The sequence below is a fragment of the Amycolatopsis sp. NPDC051045 genome, assembly GCF_040682955.1.
Taxonomy (GTDB): domain Bacteria; phylum Actinomycetota; class Actinomycetes; order Mycobacteriales; family Pseudonocardiaceae; genus Amycolatopsis.
The window spans coordinates 430,380-446,614 of sequence record NZ_JBFBCC010000002.1 but is presented as its reverse complement, the minus strand read 5'-3'; the positions used below and the strand labels follow the sequence as shown (position 1 = coordinate 446,614).

Annotated in this window: 14 protein-coding genes and 1 tRNA gene; 11 read left to right on the top strand and 4 right to left on the bottom strand. The window is 71.9% G+C overall.

The features are described from left to right. Positions 1 to 128 precede the first annotated feature (128 nt). From AB0M80_RS06310 to AB0M80_RS06290, 5 genes are all read left to right on the top strand, one after another. Entirely contained in the window at positions 129 to 1,376 is a 1,248-nt protein-coding gene (locus tag AB0M80_RS06310) for an MFS transporter (protein WP_364559675.1), read from the top strand. A gap of 284 nt (positions 1,377 to 1,660) precedes the next feature. Then, a complete protein-coding gene (locus AB0M80_RS06305) occupies positions 1,661 to 3,088 on the top strand; it encodes a GGDEF domain-containing protein (protein ID WP_364559673.1) in 1,428 nt (475 codons plus the stop codon). A 151-nt stretch (positions 3,089 to 3,239) separates the two neighbouring features. Further along, the gene (locus tag AB0M80_RS06300; RefSeq protein WP_364559670.1) at positions 3,240 to 5,393 is read left to right on the top strand and encodes a phospholipase A2; all 2,154 of its coding nucleotides are present in this window, start codon (positions 3,240 to 3,242) and stop codon (positions 5,391 to 5,393) included. 145 nt (positions 5,394 to 5,538) lie between these two features. After that, a complete protein-coding gene (locus tag AB0M80_RS06295; RefSeq protein ID WP_364559667.1) occupies positions 5,539 to 7,215 on the top strand; it encodes an LCP family protein in 1,677 nt (558 codons plus the stop codon). 180 nt (positions 7,216 to 7,395) lie between these two features. Beyond that, positions 7,396 to 7,866 (top strand): helix-turn-helix domain-containing protein, encoded by a 471-nt coding sequence (locus AB0M80_RS06290; protein ID WP_364559665.1) that lies wholly within the window; start codon positions 7,396 to 7,398, stop codon positions 7,864 to 7,866. 50 nt (positions 7,867 to 7,916) lie between these two features. On the opposite strand, the gene AB0M80_RS06285 is transcribed toward AB0M80_RS06290, so the two are convergent. Continuing rightward, complete coding sequence (locus AB0M80_RS06285; RefSeq protein ID WP_364559662.1) at positions 7,917 to 9,374, bottom strand: NAD(P)/FAD-dependent oxidoreductase; 1,458 nt, start codon at positions 9,372 to 9,374, stop codon at positions 7,917 to 7,919. 114 nt (positions 9,375 to 9,488) lie between these two features. Here AB0M80_RS06285 and AB0M80_RS06280 point away from each other — a divergent pair, with 114 nt between their 5' ends. Next, positions 9,489 to 10,046 (top strand): helix-turn-helix domain-containing protein, encoded by a 558-nt coding sequence (locus AB0M80_RS06280; RefSeq protein WP_364560359.1) that lies wholly within the window; start codon positions 9,489 to 9,491, stop codon positions 10,044 to 10,046. 205 nt (positions 10,047 to 10,251) lie between these two features. Then, on the top strand, positions 10,252 to 10,671 hold the full coding sequence (locus tag AB0M80_RS06275; protein WP_364560356.1) for a hypothetical protein: 420 nt from the start codon (positions 10,252 to 10,254) through the stop codon (positions 10,669 to 10,671). A gap of 3 nt (positions 10,672 to 10,674) precedes the next feature. Here the strand turns inward: AB0M80_RS06275 and AB0M80_RS06270 are convergent, their stop codons facing one another. Then, positions 10,675 to 10,896, bottom strand: a complete 222-nt coding sequence (locus AB0M80_RS06270) for a DUF3618 domain-containing protein (protein ID WP_004559246.1) — start codon at positions 10,894 to 10,896, stop codon at positions 10,675 to 10,677. A 98-nt stretch (positions 10,897 to 10,994) separates the two neighbouring features. Between AB0M80_RS06270 and AB0M80_RS06265 the strand changes: the two genes are divergently transcribed. Beyond that, positions 10,995 to 11,068: transfer RNA gene (locus tag AB0M80_RS06265), tRNA-Leu, on the top strand. Between the two features lie 92 nt (positions 11,069 to 11,160). On the opposite strand, the gene AB0M80_RS06260 is transcribed toward AB0M80_RS06265, so the two are convergent. Beyond that, positions 11,161 to 12,111: a saccharopine dehydrogenase NADP-binding domain-containing protein gene (locus tag AB0M80_RS06260; protein ID WP_364559660.1), complete on the bottom strand. Its 951-nt coding sequence runs from the start codon at positions 12,109 to 12,111 to the stop codon at positions 11,161 to 11,163. Between the two features lie 70 nt (positions 12,112 to 12,181). Between AB0M80_RS06260 and AB0M80_RS06255 the strand changes: the two genes are divergently transcribed. Next, positions 12,182 to 13,102: a helix-turn-helix domain-containing protein gene (locus AB0M80_RS06255; protein WP_364559657.1), complete on the top strand. Its 921-nt coding sequence runs from the start codon at positions 12,182 to 12,184 to the stop codon at positions 13,100 to 13,102. Here the strand turns inward: AB0M80_RS06255 and AB0M80_RS06250 are convergent. After that, on the bottom strand, positions 13,096 to 14,178 hold the full coding sequence (locus tag AB0M80_RS06250) for an aldo/keto reductase (protein WP_364559654.1): 1,083 nt from the start codon (positions 14,176 to 14,178) through the stop codon (positions 13,096 to 13,098). The genes AB0M80_RS06255 and AB0M80_RS06250 overlap by 7 nt on opposite strands. Positions 14,179 to 14,295: 117 nt before the next feature. On the opposite strand from AB0M80_RS06250, the gene AB0M80_RS06245 reads away from it, so the two are divergent. Together AB0M80_RS06245 and AB0M80_RS06240 are read left to right on the top strand one after the other, a co-directional pair. Next, entirely contained in the window at positions 14,296 to 15,189 is an 894-nt protein-coding gene (locus tag AB0M80_RS06245; RefSeq protein ID WP_364559651.1) for an AraC family transcriptional regulator, read from the top strand. 50 nt (positions 15,190 to 15,239) lie between these two features. Beyond that, complete coding sequence (locus AB0M80_RS06240) at positions 15,240 to 16,127, top strand: hypothetical protein (protein ID WP_364559648.1); 888 nt, start codon at positions 15,240 to 15,242, stop codon at positions 16,125 to 16,127. Positions 16,128 to 16,235: the final 108 nt, after the last annotated feature.

The following is a 16,235-nucleotide window of genomic DNA, read 5'->3' as shown; positions in this document are numbered from 1 at the left end:
GGGGGTGACTGGCTCGCATTCAGGGGACATCGGGGCGTGACCGGAGCCATACTGTGTGTGCTTTCCGGTGGTCGACCGTGACACCCCCGGTCGGGGTAGTCACCGGAGAGGCACAATGCGGTCGGTCCATGTTCACTCGATCGGGGGTCGGTGGTTACGAGGTGGCGACGCGCGCGACCCCCCGGTTCCGGGCCGTCCTGGCCAACCGCGAGTTCCGCGCGCTCTGGTTCGCCGAGACGCAGTCGATGCTCGGCGACCAGCTGACCATCGTCGCGCTGGCCATCCTGACCTTCGACCGGACCGGGTCGCCGCTGCTCTCGGCGCTCGTCTACTCCCTGTCGTTCCTGCCCGCGCTCGCCGGCGGGCTCGGCCTGTCCCAGCTCGCCGACCGGTTCCCCCGGCGCGCGGTGCTGGTGACCTGCTCGTTCGCCCAGGCCGTGCTGATCGGGCTGATGGCCCTGCCCGGGACGCCGATGGGCTGGCTGTTCGCCCTGTTCGTCCTCGCGCGGCTGGCGAACGCGCCCGCCAATGCGGCCCAGAACGCGCTCGGCCGCGAGGTCTTCGCCGACGACGACGTCTACCTGCAGAGCCAGGACCTGCGCGGGATCACGAACAACACGGCGATGCTGGCGGGCCTCGCCGCCGGCGGCCTGCTGGTGACCACCATCGGGACGTCGTGGGCGCTGGCGATCGACGCGCTGACGTTCCTGGTCTCCACCGTCGCCGTGCGGCTGCTGGTGCTGCGGCGGCCAGCCGCGGGCGACGGCGGCGCCCCGTGGTTCGGCGCCGTCCGGCAGGTTTTCGGCGACGAACGGCTACGGGTGCTGCTCTACCTGTCCTGGCTCGTCGGCCTGGCGGTGATCCCGGAGGGCCTCGCCGCGCCGCTCGCCGCACAGCTGGGCGCGGGCGACCAGGCGGTCGGCTGGCTGCTGGCCGCCGACCCGCTGGGCTTCGTGCTGGGGACGTTCCTGCTGTCGCGGTTCGTTTCGACCGAGCACCGCCGCAAGCTGCTCGGCGTGCTGGCCGCGCTGCCGCTGGCCGCGCTGGCGGCGTTCGCGCTGCGGCCGAACCTGGCGTTCGCGCTGATCCTGCTCGCGCTGGCCGGTGCGACGGGCGCGTACGTCATCACGGTGTCGGCCACGTTCATCACGTGGGTGCCCAACGACATCCGGGGCAGCGCGGGCGGCCTGTACCGGACCGGGCTGCGGGTCGCCCAGGGGGTGGGCGTCGGCGTCGGCGGGCTGGCCGCGCAGGCGCTCGGTTCCGCGAACGCGACCATCGCGCTCGCCGGCGCGGCCGGGCTGCTGCTGGCCGTGCCGGTGGCGCTGGCCTGGCGCCGGGTGGGTGGCGCGGAACCGCGACCGTGGCCGTCATGAGCGCCAGGAGCCACCTCCCGGTGCGGCCAAGATCATGAATGGCATTCACGGACGACACGGGCGACAATTCGAGGGTGGTTCAGAAGTCGCGGTTGCTCATGGGGGCCACCTCCATGCGGGGACAGTCTCGCAGAACCTTTTGCGCCGCGTTCCCGGCAGTTCCGCCGGGGCCTTGGCCGATCCGTTGCTGTGGGATGGTACCCGGTTACGGAATGCGTGAACACTCTGCCAGGTACCGATGAGATTACTCAAGACCGCGACTAGGCTGGAAAGGAGGTGACCAATTGCATCCAGGACCGGACGGAGACCCGGGCGCGCCGGGCGAACCGGGCGGCCCGCCACCGGCGCGGCCGGAAAGCACCGCGGAACCGGGCGTGACCGAAGGTGCGCCCGCGACCACGACCAGTGGTCCAGTCGCGACCGCCCGGGTCCGGCACGCGTACTGGCCGCGCAACTGGGCGCTCTGGCGCCGCCGACCGGTGCAGGTCGCGTTCATGCTGGCAGCCGAAGCCGTCGCCGTCGCGATTCTCGCCGTCTCGTTCGCGCGCTCGCCGATTCCGTCCGGAAACGACTGGATCAATTTCGGGATTCTGGCCGCGGGCGCCACCGTCCACATTCAACTGACCCAGCGCCAGGAAGAACGGCGGCGCAACCGGACCAAAACGGTGCTGATCGACCTCACCGCCGTCTGGACGTTTTCCGCCGCGATGATATTGCCGGTACCGCTGATCCTTTTCGTCATCGCCGTCATCCGGCTGCAGCACTGGTTCATCGCGCGGCGGCCCGCACACAACTTCATTTTCTCGTCCATCACGCACGGCCTCGCCGGCGCGCTCGCCCACCTCACCTACACGACGCTCGGGCCGCACCTGCTCGGCCGCCCGGGCTGGGGTGACTTCCTCCGCGAGTCCGGCACCATCGTCCTCACCGGGGCCATCTACGAAGCGATCCAAATCGCGTACGTGGGCGGGGTCCTGCTGCTCGGAACACCCGCCGGCCGCACGGTCCGCAACGTGCTGGGCAGTCCGGCCGACAACATGCTCGAAGCGATCACCATCGGCCTCGGCGCGGTGACCGCGATCCTGCTCGCCGCCGTCCCGCCGATGGTGGCGGTGATGGCCGTGGTCACCGTGGTCTTCAATCGCCTCGCGGAACTCGACCAGCTCCAGAACGACGTCCGGACGGACCCGAAAACGGGCATTTTCAACATGCGTGGCTGGTCGGAGTCGGCCGAGCGGGCTCTCGAACGGACCGCTCGATCGGGTGATCAACTGGCGTTGCTGATGGTCGATCTCGACCACTTCAAGTGGATTAACGACACCTATGGACATCCGGCGGGCGACGACGTGCTCCGCACCGTTGCGCAAACCCTCGACGAAGTGACCAGGCCGAGTGACTTGGTCGGCCGTTTCGGCGGTGAGGAATTCCTCGTTCTGCTGCCGGACATCGACGAAGACGCGACGTGGGACGCCGCCGAACGCATCCGGATCGCCATCGCGAAGCTCCACATCGTGACGACGGACAAGCGCGGCGACCCGGCGACCATCGCCGACCGGACGACGTCGATCGGCGTGGCCCGCCACCCGCGCCACGGCGACACCCTCGAGCGCCTGCTCCAGTCCGCCGACGCGGCCGTCTACCTGGCGAAGGAGAACGGCCGTGACCAGGTCTGCTTCGCCCCGGACACGGTTACGCCACCGGCCGGACGGTGAGTACGGGCACTCCGCGGAGATCCCGGCCGAGCCGGCATCGAGCCAGTCCCACGGGGACGGTCCGGCCGGAACGAGCCTTGCGGACAGCCGGAAGGAAACTCTGCGGTTATCCCCATGTCGGCCCCGCAGCGAGGCTGGCACCCTGGAACCCATGCCAGCCCTGACCGATCCGCCGCGCGTCCGCCGACCCTGGTCGACGTCGGGGTGGCTGCTGCTGGTCCTGCTGATCGTCTTCGCGTTCGGGTTGATCGCCTCGCGCCCGCCGTCCCCGCCGGACCAGGGCCCGCCCACCGGTGACGTGCTGGCCGCGCAGAACGCCGTCGAGGCGCTGGTCCACCCCGGGCCGCGCCCCGACGCCCTCGCGCGGCTGCCGAAGGACTTCACCGCGCTCAGCGGCGTCACCCCGGGGGCGATGCCGGCCCGCGACGGCACGGTCCGCGCCGTGCACGCGGACGGCGGCTGCTCGACGCCGTGGGGCGACGACAACACGAAGTGGGACTACGCCGTGCCGTGCAAGGCCCACGACCTCGGCTACGACCTGCTCCGGTACGCCGACCGCAAGGGCCACCCGCTCGGCCCGGAAGCCCGGGAAGCCCTGGACGACCGGCTGTCCTACGACATGCACCACGCCTGCGACCTGAACCCGGTGAACTCGGCGGTCACCTGCCGGGTCGTCGCTTCCTTCTACTCGGCCGGGCTGGTCGTCAACTCGTGGCACCAGCGCTGGGGCCCGCCGGTCGGCGACCCGATCGGCCCGATGGTCGCCGGGGTGCTGGTGATCGGCTGCCTGCTGGTCTTCCGGCTGCGTGGCTGGCTGCACGCCCGCCGCGTCACGCCGGTGCCGGTGCCCGTCACCCCGCCGGCGGCGATCAGCCGGTGGGCCCTGCTCGGAGCCGGCGGAGTGGTCCTCCTGCTGCTCGGCGAGTCGGTGACGGCGCTCGCGCACTGGGCCGGGGCCCCCGAGCCGGCGCTGTGGCCGCTGACCTGGCTCGCCCAGCTCGCCCCGCTGATCTACTTCGCCGGCGGGCATGCCAACGCGGCCGGTTGGCGTGCCGAGCAGGAGGCGGGCGGCGGCTACCGCCACTACCTGGCCGAGCGGGCGAGCCCGCTGCTGCGGCCGGCGCTGATCTTCGCCGTCGTCGCGCTGCTGACCCCGCTCGCGCTCGAACTGCTCGGCATCCCGGCGGGGACGATGGCGACGGTGATGCGGATCGCGCTGCACCCGCTCTGGCTGCTCGGGGTCTACCTGCTGACGATCGTGTGCGCGCCCCCGCTGCTGGCCTTGCACCGCCGGGCGCCGGTGAGCGCCGCGGCCGGGCTGCTCGCCCTGGTCGCCGCCGGGGAGCTGGCCGCGAGCTGGTCGGGTTCGCCGTTGCCCCGCTACGCGGCGACGTTCGCCCTCGCCCTGCTCGCGCAGCAGCTCGCCTTCGCGCACGCGGACGGCGTCCGCCCGGCACGACGGCTGCTCGCCGCGGCCGCGGCGACCGGTGTCGCGGGCCTCGCCGGGATGAGCGTTCTGCGGGACGGGCCGCCCGTCCTGCTCGGCAGCCCGGGCGCTCCCGCCGCGTTCTCCGCCCCGCCGTGGGGCGTGCTGCTGCTCGGCCTGGTCCAGCTGGGCGTGCTCGGGCTGCTGGCCGGCCCGCTCGGCCGGCTCGGCGAGCGGGCCGCCGTCACCCGCGCCTGCCGGGTCGTCCTGCGCGCGCCGATGAGCCTCTACCTGGGGTTCCTCGCCGCCATGCTGCTGCTGGTCGCCGTCGTGTACCTGCCCGGCCGGATCGCCGACGGGCTCAGCTGGCTGATCCGCCCCCGCACCCTGGTCGCCGTCGGGCTGCTCGCGGTGCCCGCGACGCTGGTCTTCTGGTGGTTCGAACGGCACACCCACGGCGCCCGGGGGCCGCGCGTGGCCGACCACCCGGGCCGCCGGACGGCGGTGCTCACCCGGGCCGCGGCCGGGCTCGGGATCGGCTACGCGACGCTCGGCGTGTTCGGCTTCGCGCTGACCCGCTTCGGCGGGGTCGCCGCCGACGCCGACCTGCTGGGCCTGCGGCTCGACCCGATCCAGAGCCTGGTGCACCTGCTGCTCGGGGTCTTCCTGCTGCACACGATCCGGATCGGGGCCGGCGCGGCGACCGGCACGTGGCTGGCCACGGCGCTCGCGTGCGCGCCTTCGCTGCTGTTCGCCGCCGACGGCGGCCCGCCCGGCCTCCTGGGCGTCACGCTCCACGCCGTGACGGCCGGGTTTGCCCTGCTGGCCGCCGCGGGAACCCTCCTACCGGCTCGGTCACCGGCGAATGCGACGTCCTGACCAGGCGAAACCGTCGAACGTACGGGAAACTGGGTGGTGCATGACACATTCGTGGGGGGATGTGTAACGCTACGGCAACCAGGGGAAGGCACCATGCGTCCCATTCCCTAGCACCACCCGATCGATGGAGTGAGGAGGCGCCCGCGTGGATCACCCGCCTCGAAACGGGCAAGGCGGCCGCCGCCCCGCCCGGCCCTGGCCGGAAGAGCCCGGCCGGGACGACGCCGGGCGCGGCACTCCGCCGTCGCGCCGGCCCGCACCCCGCCGCGAGCCGGTGGACGCCCGCCGCGCGGCCCCGTCGCCGTCGCCCCGTCCGCAGCCGCGTCCGGCGCCCAGGGCCCGGCGCAACTCCTTCCGCAGTGCGAAGATCTCGCTGGGCGTCGTTTCACTGCTGGTGATGGGCCTGACCGGGTACGCCTGGGCCGCCATGCAGGGCCTGGTCAACGGGCTCAACTACACGAACGTGCTCAGCGACGGCGGCGGTGGCGAGAAGCCCGCCGACGGCGCCCGCGACATCCTGCTGGTCGGCTTGGACAGCCGCACCGACGCCCAGGGCAACCCCCTGCCGCGCGAGGTGCTCGACGAACTGCGCGCCGGCGAGGCCGACGGCGAGCTCAACACCGACTCGCTGATCTTCGTGCACATCCCCAACGACGGCAGCAAGGCCGTCGCGATCTCGCTGCCCCGCGACACCTACGTCGACATCCCCGGCGGCTACGGCAAGCACAAGATCAACTCGGCCTATGCGCGGGCGATGCTGGCGGCCCGCAAGGACCTGCAGAAGCAGGGCGTCACCGACCCGAAGGAGCTCGACGTCAAGGCCAACCAGGCCGGGGCGAAGGAGCTGATCGAGACCGTCGAGAAGCTCACCGGGTCGACCATCGACAACTACGCCGCGGTGAACCTCCTCGGCTTCAGCGAGATCACCAAGGCCATCGGCGGCGTCGACGTCTGCCTGAACAACACCGTCAAGGACCAGTACTCCGGCGCGAACTTCACCAAGGGCCGGCACACGATCTCCGGCGTCGAGGCCCTCGAGTTCGTCCGGCAGCGCCACGGCCTGCCCAACGGCGACCTCGACCGCGTCGTACGCCAGCAGGTGTTCATGGCCGGCATGGCGCGCAAGGTGCTCTCGGCCGGCACGCTGACCAACCCGGGCAAGCTCAACGACCTGATCGAGGCGATCAAGAAGTCGGTCGTGCTCAACCAGAACTGGGACATCTTCGGGTTCGCCCAGCAGATGAAGGGCCTGACCGGCGGCAAGCTCGAGTTCCGCACGATCCCGGTGAAGAACATCGAGTACAAGACGCCGGAGGACGGCGTCGCCATCCAGGTGGACGCGGCCGCGGTGAAGCAGTTCGTGCAGGGGCTCGCCGGACCGCAGCCGGGTGAGTCGGCACCGCCGGCCCAGCAGGCCGACCCCGCCAACAAGGCGACCACGGTCGACGTCCGCAACGCCTCCGGCCGCACCGGCCTCGCGGCGAGCGTCGCCAAGACCCTCGAAGGCAGGGGCTTCACCTCCGGCGACACGGCCAACGCGACCGCGCGCAAGACCACGGTGATCTGGGTGCCGAAGGGCGGCAAGGACGCCGGCCAGGCCGTCGCCGACGCGCTCGGCGGCTCGCCGACCATCCAAGAGGACAAGAGCGTCCGGACCGGGCACGTGATGGTGTTCCTCGGCGCCGACTACGAGGGCACGAACTCCGACGCGAGTTCCGGCGCCGGTGCCGCGGGGGCGACCTCGCAGGCCACGGCGCCGCCGCCGGCCGCCGCCGACGAGGACAAGCCGATCACCGCCGAGGGCGTTCCCTGCGTCAACTGAGCCGGTCGGAGCGGTGCCGTTAACCCGTTCGGCCTAACTCACGCAATCGGTATCAAAGACATGCCCGAAATCGCGTAAGGGCCGGGCCTCCGCGCACTTACATAAAGGTGAGGGTGCACCTGCACGGGAATCGTCACGCCCGCGCAGGTGCCGTGGGAGCGCACGGCAAGGGACATTGATGTGCTGATCGACGCTGAGGAGTACCAGCGGATCCTCGGAGACGAGCTCCGCAAGCTCCGGCGCAGCCGAGGCTGGACGCGCAAGGAGCTGAACCAGCACTTGCAGAGCGAGATTTCGCTGCAGACGCTGGCCACCTACGAGCTGGGCACCAGACAGTGCTCCGTCGTGCGCCTGGTCGAACTGTGCGTCGCGATGGACGAACTGCCCCAGGACCTGCTGGCCAAGGTGCACCGCCGGGTGTTCCTGGACGAGCCCGGGCGGGTCCGCGTCGACCTGCGCAAGGTCGTCGCCGACGCCTCGGCCGACCTCCTGCCGCTGCGCCGCTGGGCCGAGGACCGCCTGCGGCAGGCCGGCGAGCAGGGCGGCGGCGAGGTCGCCCTCGACCTGCCCGCGCTCGAGCGCATGGCCGAGCTGTGCGGGCTGCCGACCGTGGACCTGATCGCCCGCCTTCGCCGCTACACCTCCCGCTGATCCCGGCGGTTCCTCACCGGCCCCGCGGCGCCGGTGAGGAACCGGCCCGGTCAGCCGACCAGGAAGTCCTCGCGCCGCACCTTCCGCGTGTCCAGCCAGTACCGCCAGGTGAAGCCGGGCCAGATCGTCCGGTTGACGCCCTTCGCGTCCAGGTACCAGCTCTTGCAGCCCCCGCGGGTCCAAATGCCCTTCGCGAGCTTGCGCTGGATCTGCGCGTTGAACCGCTCCTGCACCTCGGGCTTCGGCTCGATCGCCTGGCCGCCGGCCAGGCGCAGCGCTTCGGCGACGTAGGAGATCTGGGCCTCGATCATGAACACGACGGAGTTGTGCCCGAGACCGGTGTTGGGGCCGAGCAGGAAGAACAGGTTCGGGAATCCCGCGACGGTGATCCCGAGGTGCGTCCGCATCCCCTCGGTCGCCCACTCCTTGCCGAGGTTGCGCCCGTCGCGCCCGACGATCTCCAGGTCGTCGAAGGCGTCGGTGACGTGGAAGCCGGTGCCGTAGATGATGACGTCGGCCTCGTGCTCGACGCCCGCGGCGTCGACGACGCTGTGCTCGCGCACCTCTCGCACACCCGCGGTCACGACGTCGACGTTGTCGCGCGCCAGCGCCGGGTAGTAGTCGTTGGAGACGAGCACGCGCTTGCAGCCCATCGTGTAGTCCGGGGTGACCTTGCGCCGCAGCTGCGGGTCCTTGATCGCCCGGTCGATGTTGCGCTGGGCGATCCGCTGCCCCAGCTTCATCACCCACGACTGGCCGTTGAAGCCGATGGCGCGCGCTTCGAGCAGCCAGTAGAGCAGGGTGCGATAGGCGCGCTGGGCCGGCGGAAATGCCCTGAACAGCGCGCGGGTGCGCCCGGACATCTCGCGGTCGGCTTTCGGCATGATCCACGGCGGCGTCCGCTGGAACAGCGTCAGCTCCTCGACGTCCGGCGCGATCCGCGGCACGAACTGCACGGCGCTGGCGCCGGTGCCGATCACGGCGACCTTCTTGCCCTTCAGGTCGACGTCGTGGCGCCACCGCGCCGAGTGGTAGGCCGGGCCCTCGAACTTCTCGATCCCCGGCAGCTCCGGGATCATCGGCAGGTGGAGCGCGCCGACCCCGGCGACCAGCGCGGTTCCGACGAACTCGTCGCCGCCCCTCGTGGCGACGTGCCACCGGTGGCCTTCGGCGTCCCAGCGGGCGCCGGTCATCTCCTGGCCGAACCGGACGAACCGGCGCAGGTCGTACTTGTCGGCGACCTCGCGCATGTAGCGCCAGATCTCCGGCTGCGGCGAGTAGGCGCGCGACCAGCCCGGGTTCTGTTCGAAGGAGAACGAGTACATGTGGGACGGAATGTCGCAGGCGCAGCCCGGGTAGCTGTTGTCGCGCCAGGTGCCGCCGACGTCGTGGGCCTTTTCGAGGATGACGAAGTCGTCGCGGCCCTCCTTGCGCAGCTGGATCGCCATGCCGAGACCGGAGAACCCGGTCCCGACGATGACGACGCCGGTCTCCGTGCGGTTGCCCATGACGCCCTCCAGGTTCCTGTTACTCGTCGTCCATCTTACTGGGAGTAGGTTACCAGCGGTAGAGTGTGGCTCGTGACCACCGCGAAGCGCAAGCGCATGCCCCGGGCCGACCGGATGCGACAGATGATCGAGGTCGCCGAGCAGGTCTTTTCGACACGCGGCTACGCGGCGGCGTCCATGGACGAGATCGCCGAACTGGTGGGCGTCTCCAAGCCGATGCTCTACGAGTACTTCAACTCGAAGGAGGGCCTGCTGCTGGCCTGCATCCGGGAGTCGCGGGCGGTGCTGCGCGAGGTCACCGAGCAGGCGACGGTCGGCGCGGTGGACGCCGAGGACGCGCTGCGCCGCGGCCTGCTGGCCTTCTTCGTCTTCATCCGGGAGCGGCGCCAGGCGTGGTCGCTGCTGCGGCACGAGATGGCGCTGATCGGCACGTCGGCCGCCGACGAGGTCGAGGAGACCCGCCGCCAGCAGACCGACCTCATCGCCGCCCTCATGAGCGGCTACTTCGACAGCGGCGACGACCTCCGGGCCGAAGCGGCCGCGGAATTCGTGGTCGGGGCGTGCGAACGGCTCGCGATCTGGTGCGAGCGGCACGACGAAGTGAGCCCCGCAACGGCCACCGAATACGCCATGGACGTGCTGTGGGCCGGCCTCCGGCAGCGTGCACGTTAGCCTGCGCGTGCACTAGGCCATTTGGTCGTTACGCAGCGCTGTCGTGTCTTGTGACACAGAGTTGCTCTACGGTATCGAGGACACGGTAGAAAGTGTGCTGGAGTCTCACGACCGGAGGAGGGGCGCCCCACCCGCGTCATGGAATTGCGGTGGCCGCGTCGCGGTTGTGTAAAGCATGCTGGTGGAGGAGAGGGGCGTGAGGCAGATGGTGGAAGCGATCACGGCGACGTACGTGCAGGAAGACGCCGATTGGGCCATCACGGTCAGCGGCCGCGGCAAGGAGCTGACCGCACGGGCGCCCGGCATCATCGCCGCGCGGGACCGGGCCGATCAGCTGGTCGAGGAGCTGGCCGGCGAGGCCAAGACGACGGTGGTGCACCTGCTCAACGGCAGTGCGCTGGACTTCACCAGCGCCTACATGACAGCCCGGCTGACGCTCCCGAAGCTGCCGCCGCTCGAGGTCCCACCGCCCGGCAGCGTGCCGAAGCAGCAGACTCCCGCTTCGACGGAGAAGAAGCCGCAGCTGCCGCCGAGCAAGCAGCTCCCGAAGGCCGTGGAGGACCGCAAGAGCCCGGCGACGCCGGCGCCCGCCGTCGAGAGCAAGGCGCCGGCCAAACAGGCCTGAGCGCTACTTGAGGAGCTTGCGCACCAGCAGGACCAGCACGAGGACGCCCGCGCCGATCAGCGGGAACTTGACCTTGGGGTTGTCCAGCTTGGCGCGCACGCCGTCCTTGGCCGCGTCCGCGAGCTTCTTCGGGTCGGCCTTGACGGTCAGCTGGTCGAGCGTGGCCGCCAGTGCGGTCCTCGCCTGCTCGATCTCACGCTCGATCGTCTCGGGATCGCGGGCCACTTGTCCTCCTCGCCGCAGGGACTTCCGGGCCCCAACTTAGTCGACCGCCCCGCCGCCTCCGCACGGGCCACGCCGCACGCTACGCTTCCGAGTGCGAGGGGCCCGTAGCCCAATTGGCAGAGGCACATGGTTTAGGTCCATGCCAGTGAGAGTTCGAGTCTCTCCGGGCCCACGAGCGAGTGGGCGAGGTCCGCGCGCGGAAAGCGCGCGCCAGCCTCGCTCGTCGTGTCTCCTGGGAGGGCAACCCCCGGACCCCCACCGCGGTCACCCCCCGTCGGAAACCGTGATGTGCGGCGCCAGCGCCCGCAGGAAGTCGGGCGCGTCGAACATCTCCCCCGCCGGCGCGACGCCCTTCACCTTCGTTCGCCCGGTCAGGATGCGGTCCACCGCCTCCACCGCGAGCGGCGCGCTGACCGCGTAGATGTCCTCACCGCGGGCGACGATCCGGCGTTCGCGGCCCCCGGCCCGCACGACGACGTCCACCACGAACGTCTCCGCCGCGTCGCGCTCACCGGCGGCCGCGAGGCCCTCCGCCGCGTCGACCGTCATGTACGACGTCACCGAAGGGACGTTCAGGTGCCGCGGGATGGTGACGATGTCGGCCATCGAGAACTCGCCGAAGACGGGCCGGGCGCCGAGCGGCTCGGGGAACACCCACTCCCGCGTCGGCAGGGCGTCGTCGCGGTGCTCCAGCCGGCCTCCCGCGAACCGGACGCGCTTGCCGGCCCGGCGTTCCCGGGACACCTGGCCCGCGGCGAGGGTCCCGGCCGTCGGGCGCCAGCCGCTGAGCCCGTAGGCGACGTGCACCTCGTCGGCCGCCGTCCAGTCGCCCATGGCCGCCGTGGCCAGCAGGTCGCCCAGGCCGCCGAAGAACGCCATCGCGGGCACCACCGCGGTGTCGGCGGCCAGCTCGAAGGTGTCGAGGTTCGCCTCGATCTCGGCGGCGACGTCCACGTACGGGACGCCGGCGCGGATGGCCGCCTCGGCCACCGGGAGCGCCGTCACGGCGAACGGGCCCGCGCAGTTGATCACGGCCGCCACGCCGTCGAGCGCGCGGTCGAGGGACGCCGGGTCGTCGACCGGCGCCGGCCGCCCGCCCGGCAGCTTCGCCGCGTCCCGTCCGGAAAGGATCGGGTCGAAGCCGCGCTTCCGCAGCTCGGCGACCACGAAGCGGCCGGTGTGTCCGTAAGCGCCGTAAACCAGTACCGGAGTCATGAGGCAATCCTGGCGACCACCTCTCGTCGTCACCAGTGTCCGGAACGACGTGATGCGTACACTTCCGGACATGCACGCTGTCGCCCTCGCCGCCACCGACGGGATGCTCTCCTTCGAGCTGACCATCGCCACCGAGGTCTTCGGCGAGCACCCGCAGTACGACTTCGCCGTCTGCGGCGACCAGGCGGTGCGGGTCGGCCGGTTCCTGCTGGAGCCGGACCACGGGCTCGACCGGCTGGCGCGCGCCGGCACCGTGATCGTGCCGGGGTGGGCCGACGTCGACGCGGCCCCGCCCGCCGAACTGGTCGACGCCGTGCGCGCGGCCCACTCACGCGGCGCACGGGTGGCGTCGCTCTGCACGGGCGCGTTCGTGCTGGCCGCCGCCGGCCTGCTGGACGGCCTGCACGCGACCACGCACTGGGCGCACACCGGCGTCCTCGCCGCCCGCTACCCGCGGGTGACGGTGGACCCGGACGTGCTCTACGTCGACAACGGCACCGTGCTGACCTCCGCCGGCAAGGCCGCCGCGATGGACCTCTGCCTGCACCTGGTCCGCGCCGACCACGGCCCGGCGGCCGCCAACGCGATCGCCCGCCGCCTGGTCGTGCCGCCGCACCGCGCCGGCGGCCAAGCCCAGTTCGTCACCACCCCGGTGCCCGCCCACGACGACCACCCGCTGGCTTCGCTGCTCCCGTGGATCACGGCCCGGCTCGACCGGCCGCTGACGGTGGCGGACCTGGCCCGCCGGGCGAACATGAGCTCCCGCCACCTGGGCCGCCACTTCCGCTCGGCGACCGGCACGACGCCGCTGCAGTGGCTGCTCAACCAGCGCATCCGCCGGGCCCAGGAACTGCTGGAGAACACCGACGCGGGCATCGACGCCGTCGCGGAGGCGGTCGGCATGGGCACGGCGACGACGTTGCGGCGGCACTTCAACCGAACGGTCGGCGTGCCCCCGGACACCTACCGCCGGACGTTCCGCAGTCAGTAGCGGACAGCACTCGCCAGCAGCGGCGGGTACACAGTGGACGGTTCGCCGTCGACCGTCGCGCCCGCGAACTGGAGCATCGCGCGCTGGGCGCCGTGCATCGGGGCCGGGTAATCGAGCGCCGGCGCCGAAACTTCGTCCAGCCGGGCCAGCTGCGCGGGTGTCAGCGTCACGTCCAGCCCGGCGAGGTTGCCGGTCAGGTGCTCCAGCCGCCGCGCGCCGACGATCGGGACCACCGTTCCGCGGCGCGCCAGCAGCCAGGCCAGTGCCACCGCGGCGGACGTCGACCCGGTCTCCTCGGCGACCGAAGCGACCACCTCGATCACCGCGAACTCCGCTTCGGACGGACCACCGACGAACGCCGCGCGGGCCGAATCCGTGACGTCGGTGCCGCGCCGGTACTTGCCGGACAGGAAACCGTTCTTCAGCGGGCTCCACGGCACCAGCGCCAGGCCCTGGTCGAGCGCGAGCGGTGCCAGCTCGCCCTCGACCGTCCGCGCCAGCAGCGAGTACTCGACCTGCAGCGCGATCAACGGCGTCCAGCCCCGCAGCAACGCCGTCGTCTGGGCCTGCGCGGTGACCCACGCCGGGGTGTTGGAGAAGCCGACGTACCGGATCTTGCCCGCGCGCACCAGATCGTCGAGGGTCCGCAGGGTTTCCTCGATCGGCGTACTGCGGTCCCAGTTGTGCTGCCAGTACAGGTCCAGGTGATCGGTCCGCAGCCGCCGGAGCGTCTCGTCGAGCTGGGCGGTGATCGACGCCCGGCCGGCACCGCCGCCGTTGGGGTCGCCGGGGAACATGTTGCCGAAGAACTTCGACGCGAGCACCACGCGCTCGCGCCGGCCGGGGTGGGCGGCAAAGAAGTCGCCGAGGATCTTCTCCGAATGACCGTTGGTGTAGAAGTTGGCCGTGTCGACGAAGTTCCCGCCGAGGTCGAGGTAGGTCGCGAGGATCTTTTCGGACTCCTCGACGCCGCAGCCGGCGCCACCGGGGTCCTCCCCGAAGGTCATCGCGCCGAGGGCGAAGGGGCTGACGCGGAGGCCGGAGCGGCCGAGGGTGACGTAGTGATCGAGTGGCACGAAGCTCTCCTTGCGTGTCGGATTGGCTGATATCAGGAAACGCTGATTCGCTGCTCGGCGGTAGACTGATCGCCGCCATCCCTTGCACAATCCTCTCGATATCGGTTATCTGGACAAGTGCTCGAAGAACTCCGCGACCTCGTCGCCCGGCACGCGCCCACCGGCCTGCGCACCCCGGTGCCCGGCCTGCTGCTGTCCAAAGTGGAAACGAGCGAGCCCCACCACTCGCTCGCCGAGCCGCTGCTGGTCGTCATGGCCCAGGGCGGCAAGCGCCTGCTGCTCGGCGAGCAGGTGCACGAGTACCGCGCCGGCCAGTACCTGCTGGTCGGCACCGACCTGCCGGTGACCGGCCACTTCGTCGGCGCCACGCCGCGGACGCCGGCGCTGGGCATGGGCCTGGCCTTGCGGCCCGCGGCGATCGCCCCGCTGCTGCTCGAGGCACCGCCCGGCCGCTTGCCTCGCACGCCGCCGTCGTCGCCCATCGCCATCGGGGACACCGGCCCGGAGCTGCTCGACGCCGCGCTGCGGCTGGTGCGGCTGCTCGACCACCCGTCCGACGCGGCCGTGCTCGCGCCGCTGGTCGAACGGGAGATCCTCTGGCGGCTGCTGACCGGCCCGCACGGCGGCCTGGTCCGCCAGATCGGCGTGGCCGACAGCGGACTGGCCCACGTCGGCCGCGCGATCCGGTGGATCAGGGACAACTACGCCGAGCCGATGCGGATCGGGGAACTCGCCCGGTCGAGCGGGCTGAGCGCGTCGGCGTTCCACCGTCACTTCCGCGCGGTCACGGCGATGAGCCCGCTGCAGTTCCAGAAGCGCATCCGCCTGCAGGAGGCGCGGTCGCTCCTGCTGGCCGACGCGGGCGACGTCGCGGGGGTCGGGCACCTCGTCGGCTACGACAGCCCGTCGCAGTTCAACCGCGAGTACCGCCGCCTGTTCGGCGCCCCGCCCGGCCAGGACGCGGCCCGCCTGCGCGAGGCCGCCGCCTCCGCCGGACCGCAGCTGCCCTGAGGTCCGATCCGTTCAAGACCGCCGGCCGCGCCGGGTGCGACGCTGGCGGCATGTCCGTGAACCTTCCCGCGGCGGCGTCCTTCATGGCGACGCACGCCCGCCTCCTCGACCGCCGCCGCTTCGAGCTGCTCGGTGACAACACGAACGCCGCCGCGGTGCTGGCGGCCGTCGACGGCTACCGCAACCCCGACGGCGGCTACGGCTGGGGCCTCGAGCCGGACCTGCGGGCCCCGGAAAGCCAGCCCGGCGGCGCGCTCCACGCCTTCGAGGTGTTCGAAGAGATCGCCCCGGACACGACATCGCACGCGGCGAACCTGTGCGACTGGCTGGCGTCGGTCTCCACCCCGGACGGCGGCCTGCCGTTCGCCCTCCCCGTGGCGGACCCGGCCGGCTGCGCGCCGTTCTGGGTCCAGGCCGATCCGGCGGCGGCCACGCTGCAGAGCACCGCGTTCACCGCCGGCGTGGCCCTGCGCGTCGCCCGCCACGACCGAGCCGTGCGCGAACACCCGTGGCTGGCCGCGGCGACGCGGTACTGCTTCCACGCCATCCGCGAGCTCTCCGCGCCGCCGCACGCGATCGCGTTGTCGTTCGCGGTGCAGTTCGTGGACGCCGCGCACGAATTCCACGAGGAGGCGGCCGCGCTGCTGGACCACCTCGCCGCGTTCGTCCCGGCCGACGGCCTGGCCCCGGTGGACGGCGGCGCCGAAGGCGAAACCCTCCGCGCCCTGGACTTCGCACCGCTGCCGGACCGCCCGGCGCGGGCGTTGTTCGCCGGCGACGTCATCGACGCCGAACTGCGGCGGCTCGCGAGCGCGCAGCAGGACGACGGCGGCTGGCGGGTGGATTTCGCGAGTTTCTCACCCGCCGCGGCCCTCGAGTGGCGCGGTTACGCGACCGTCCGTGCGGTCTCGATCCTGCGGCGTCACGGCCTCGCCTGAGCTTCTACACGAGGGGCGCCGAAGATCACCCGACCGTGGCGTGTCGGGAGTGGACGGCCGCCCGCGCCTTCCCGTGTGCGTGGCCGAACGCGTACTGTGACTGAGGAA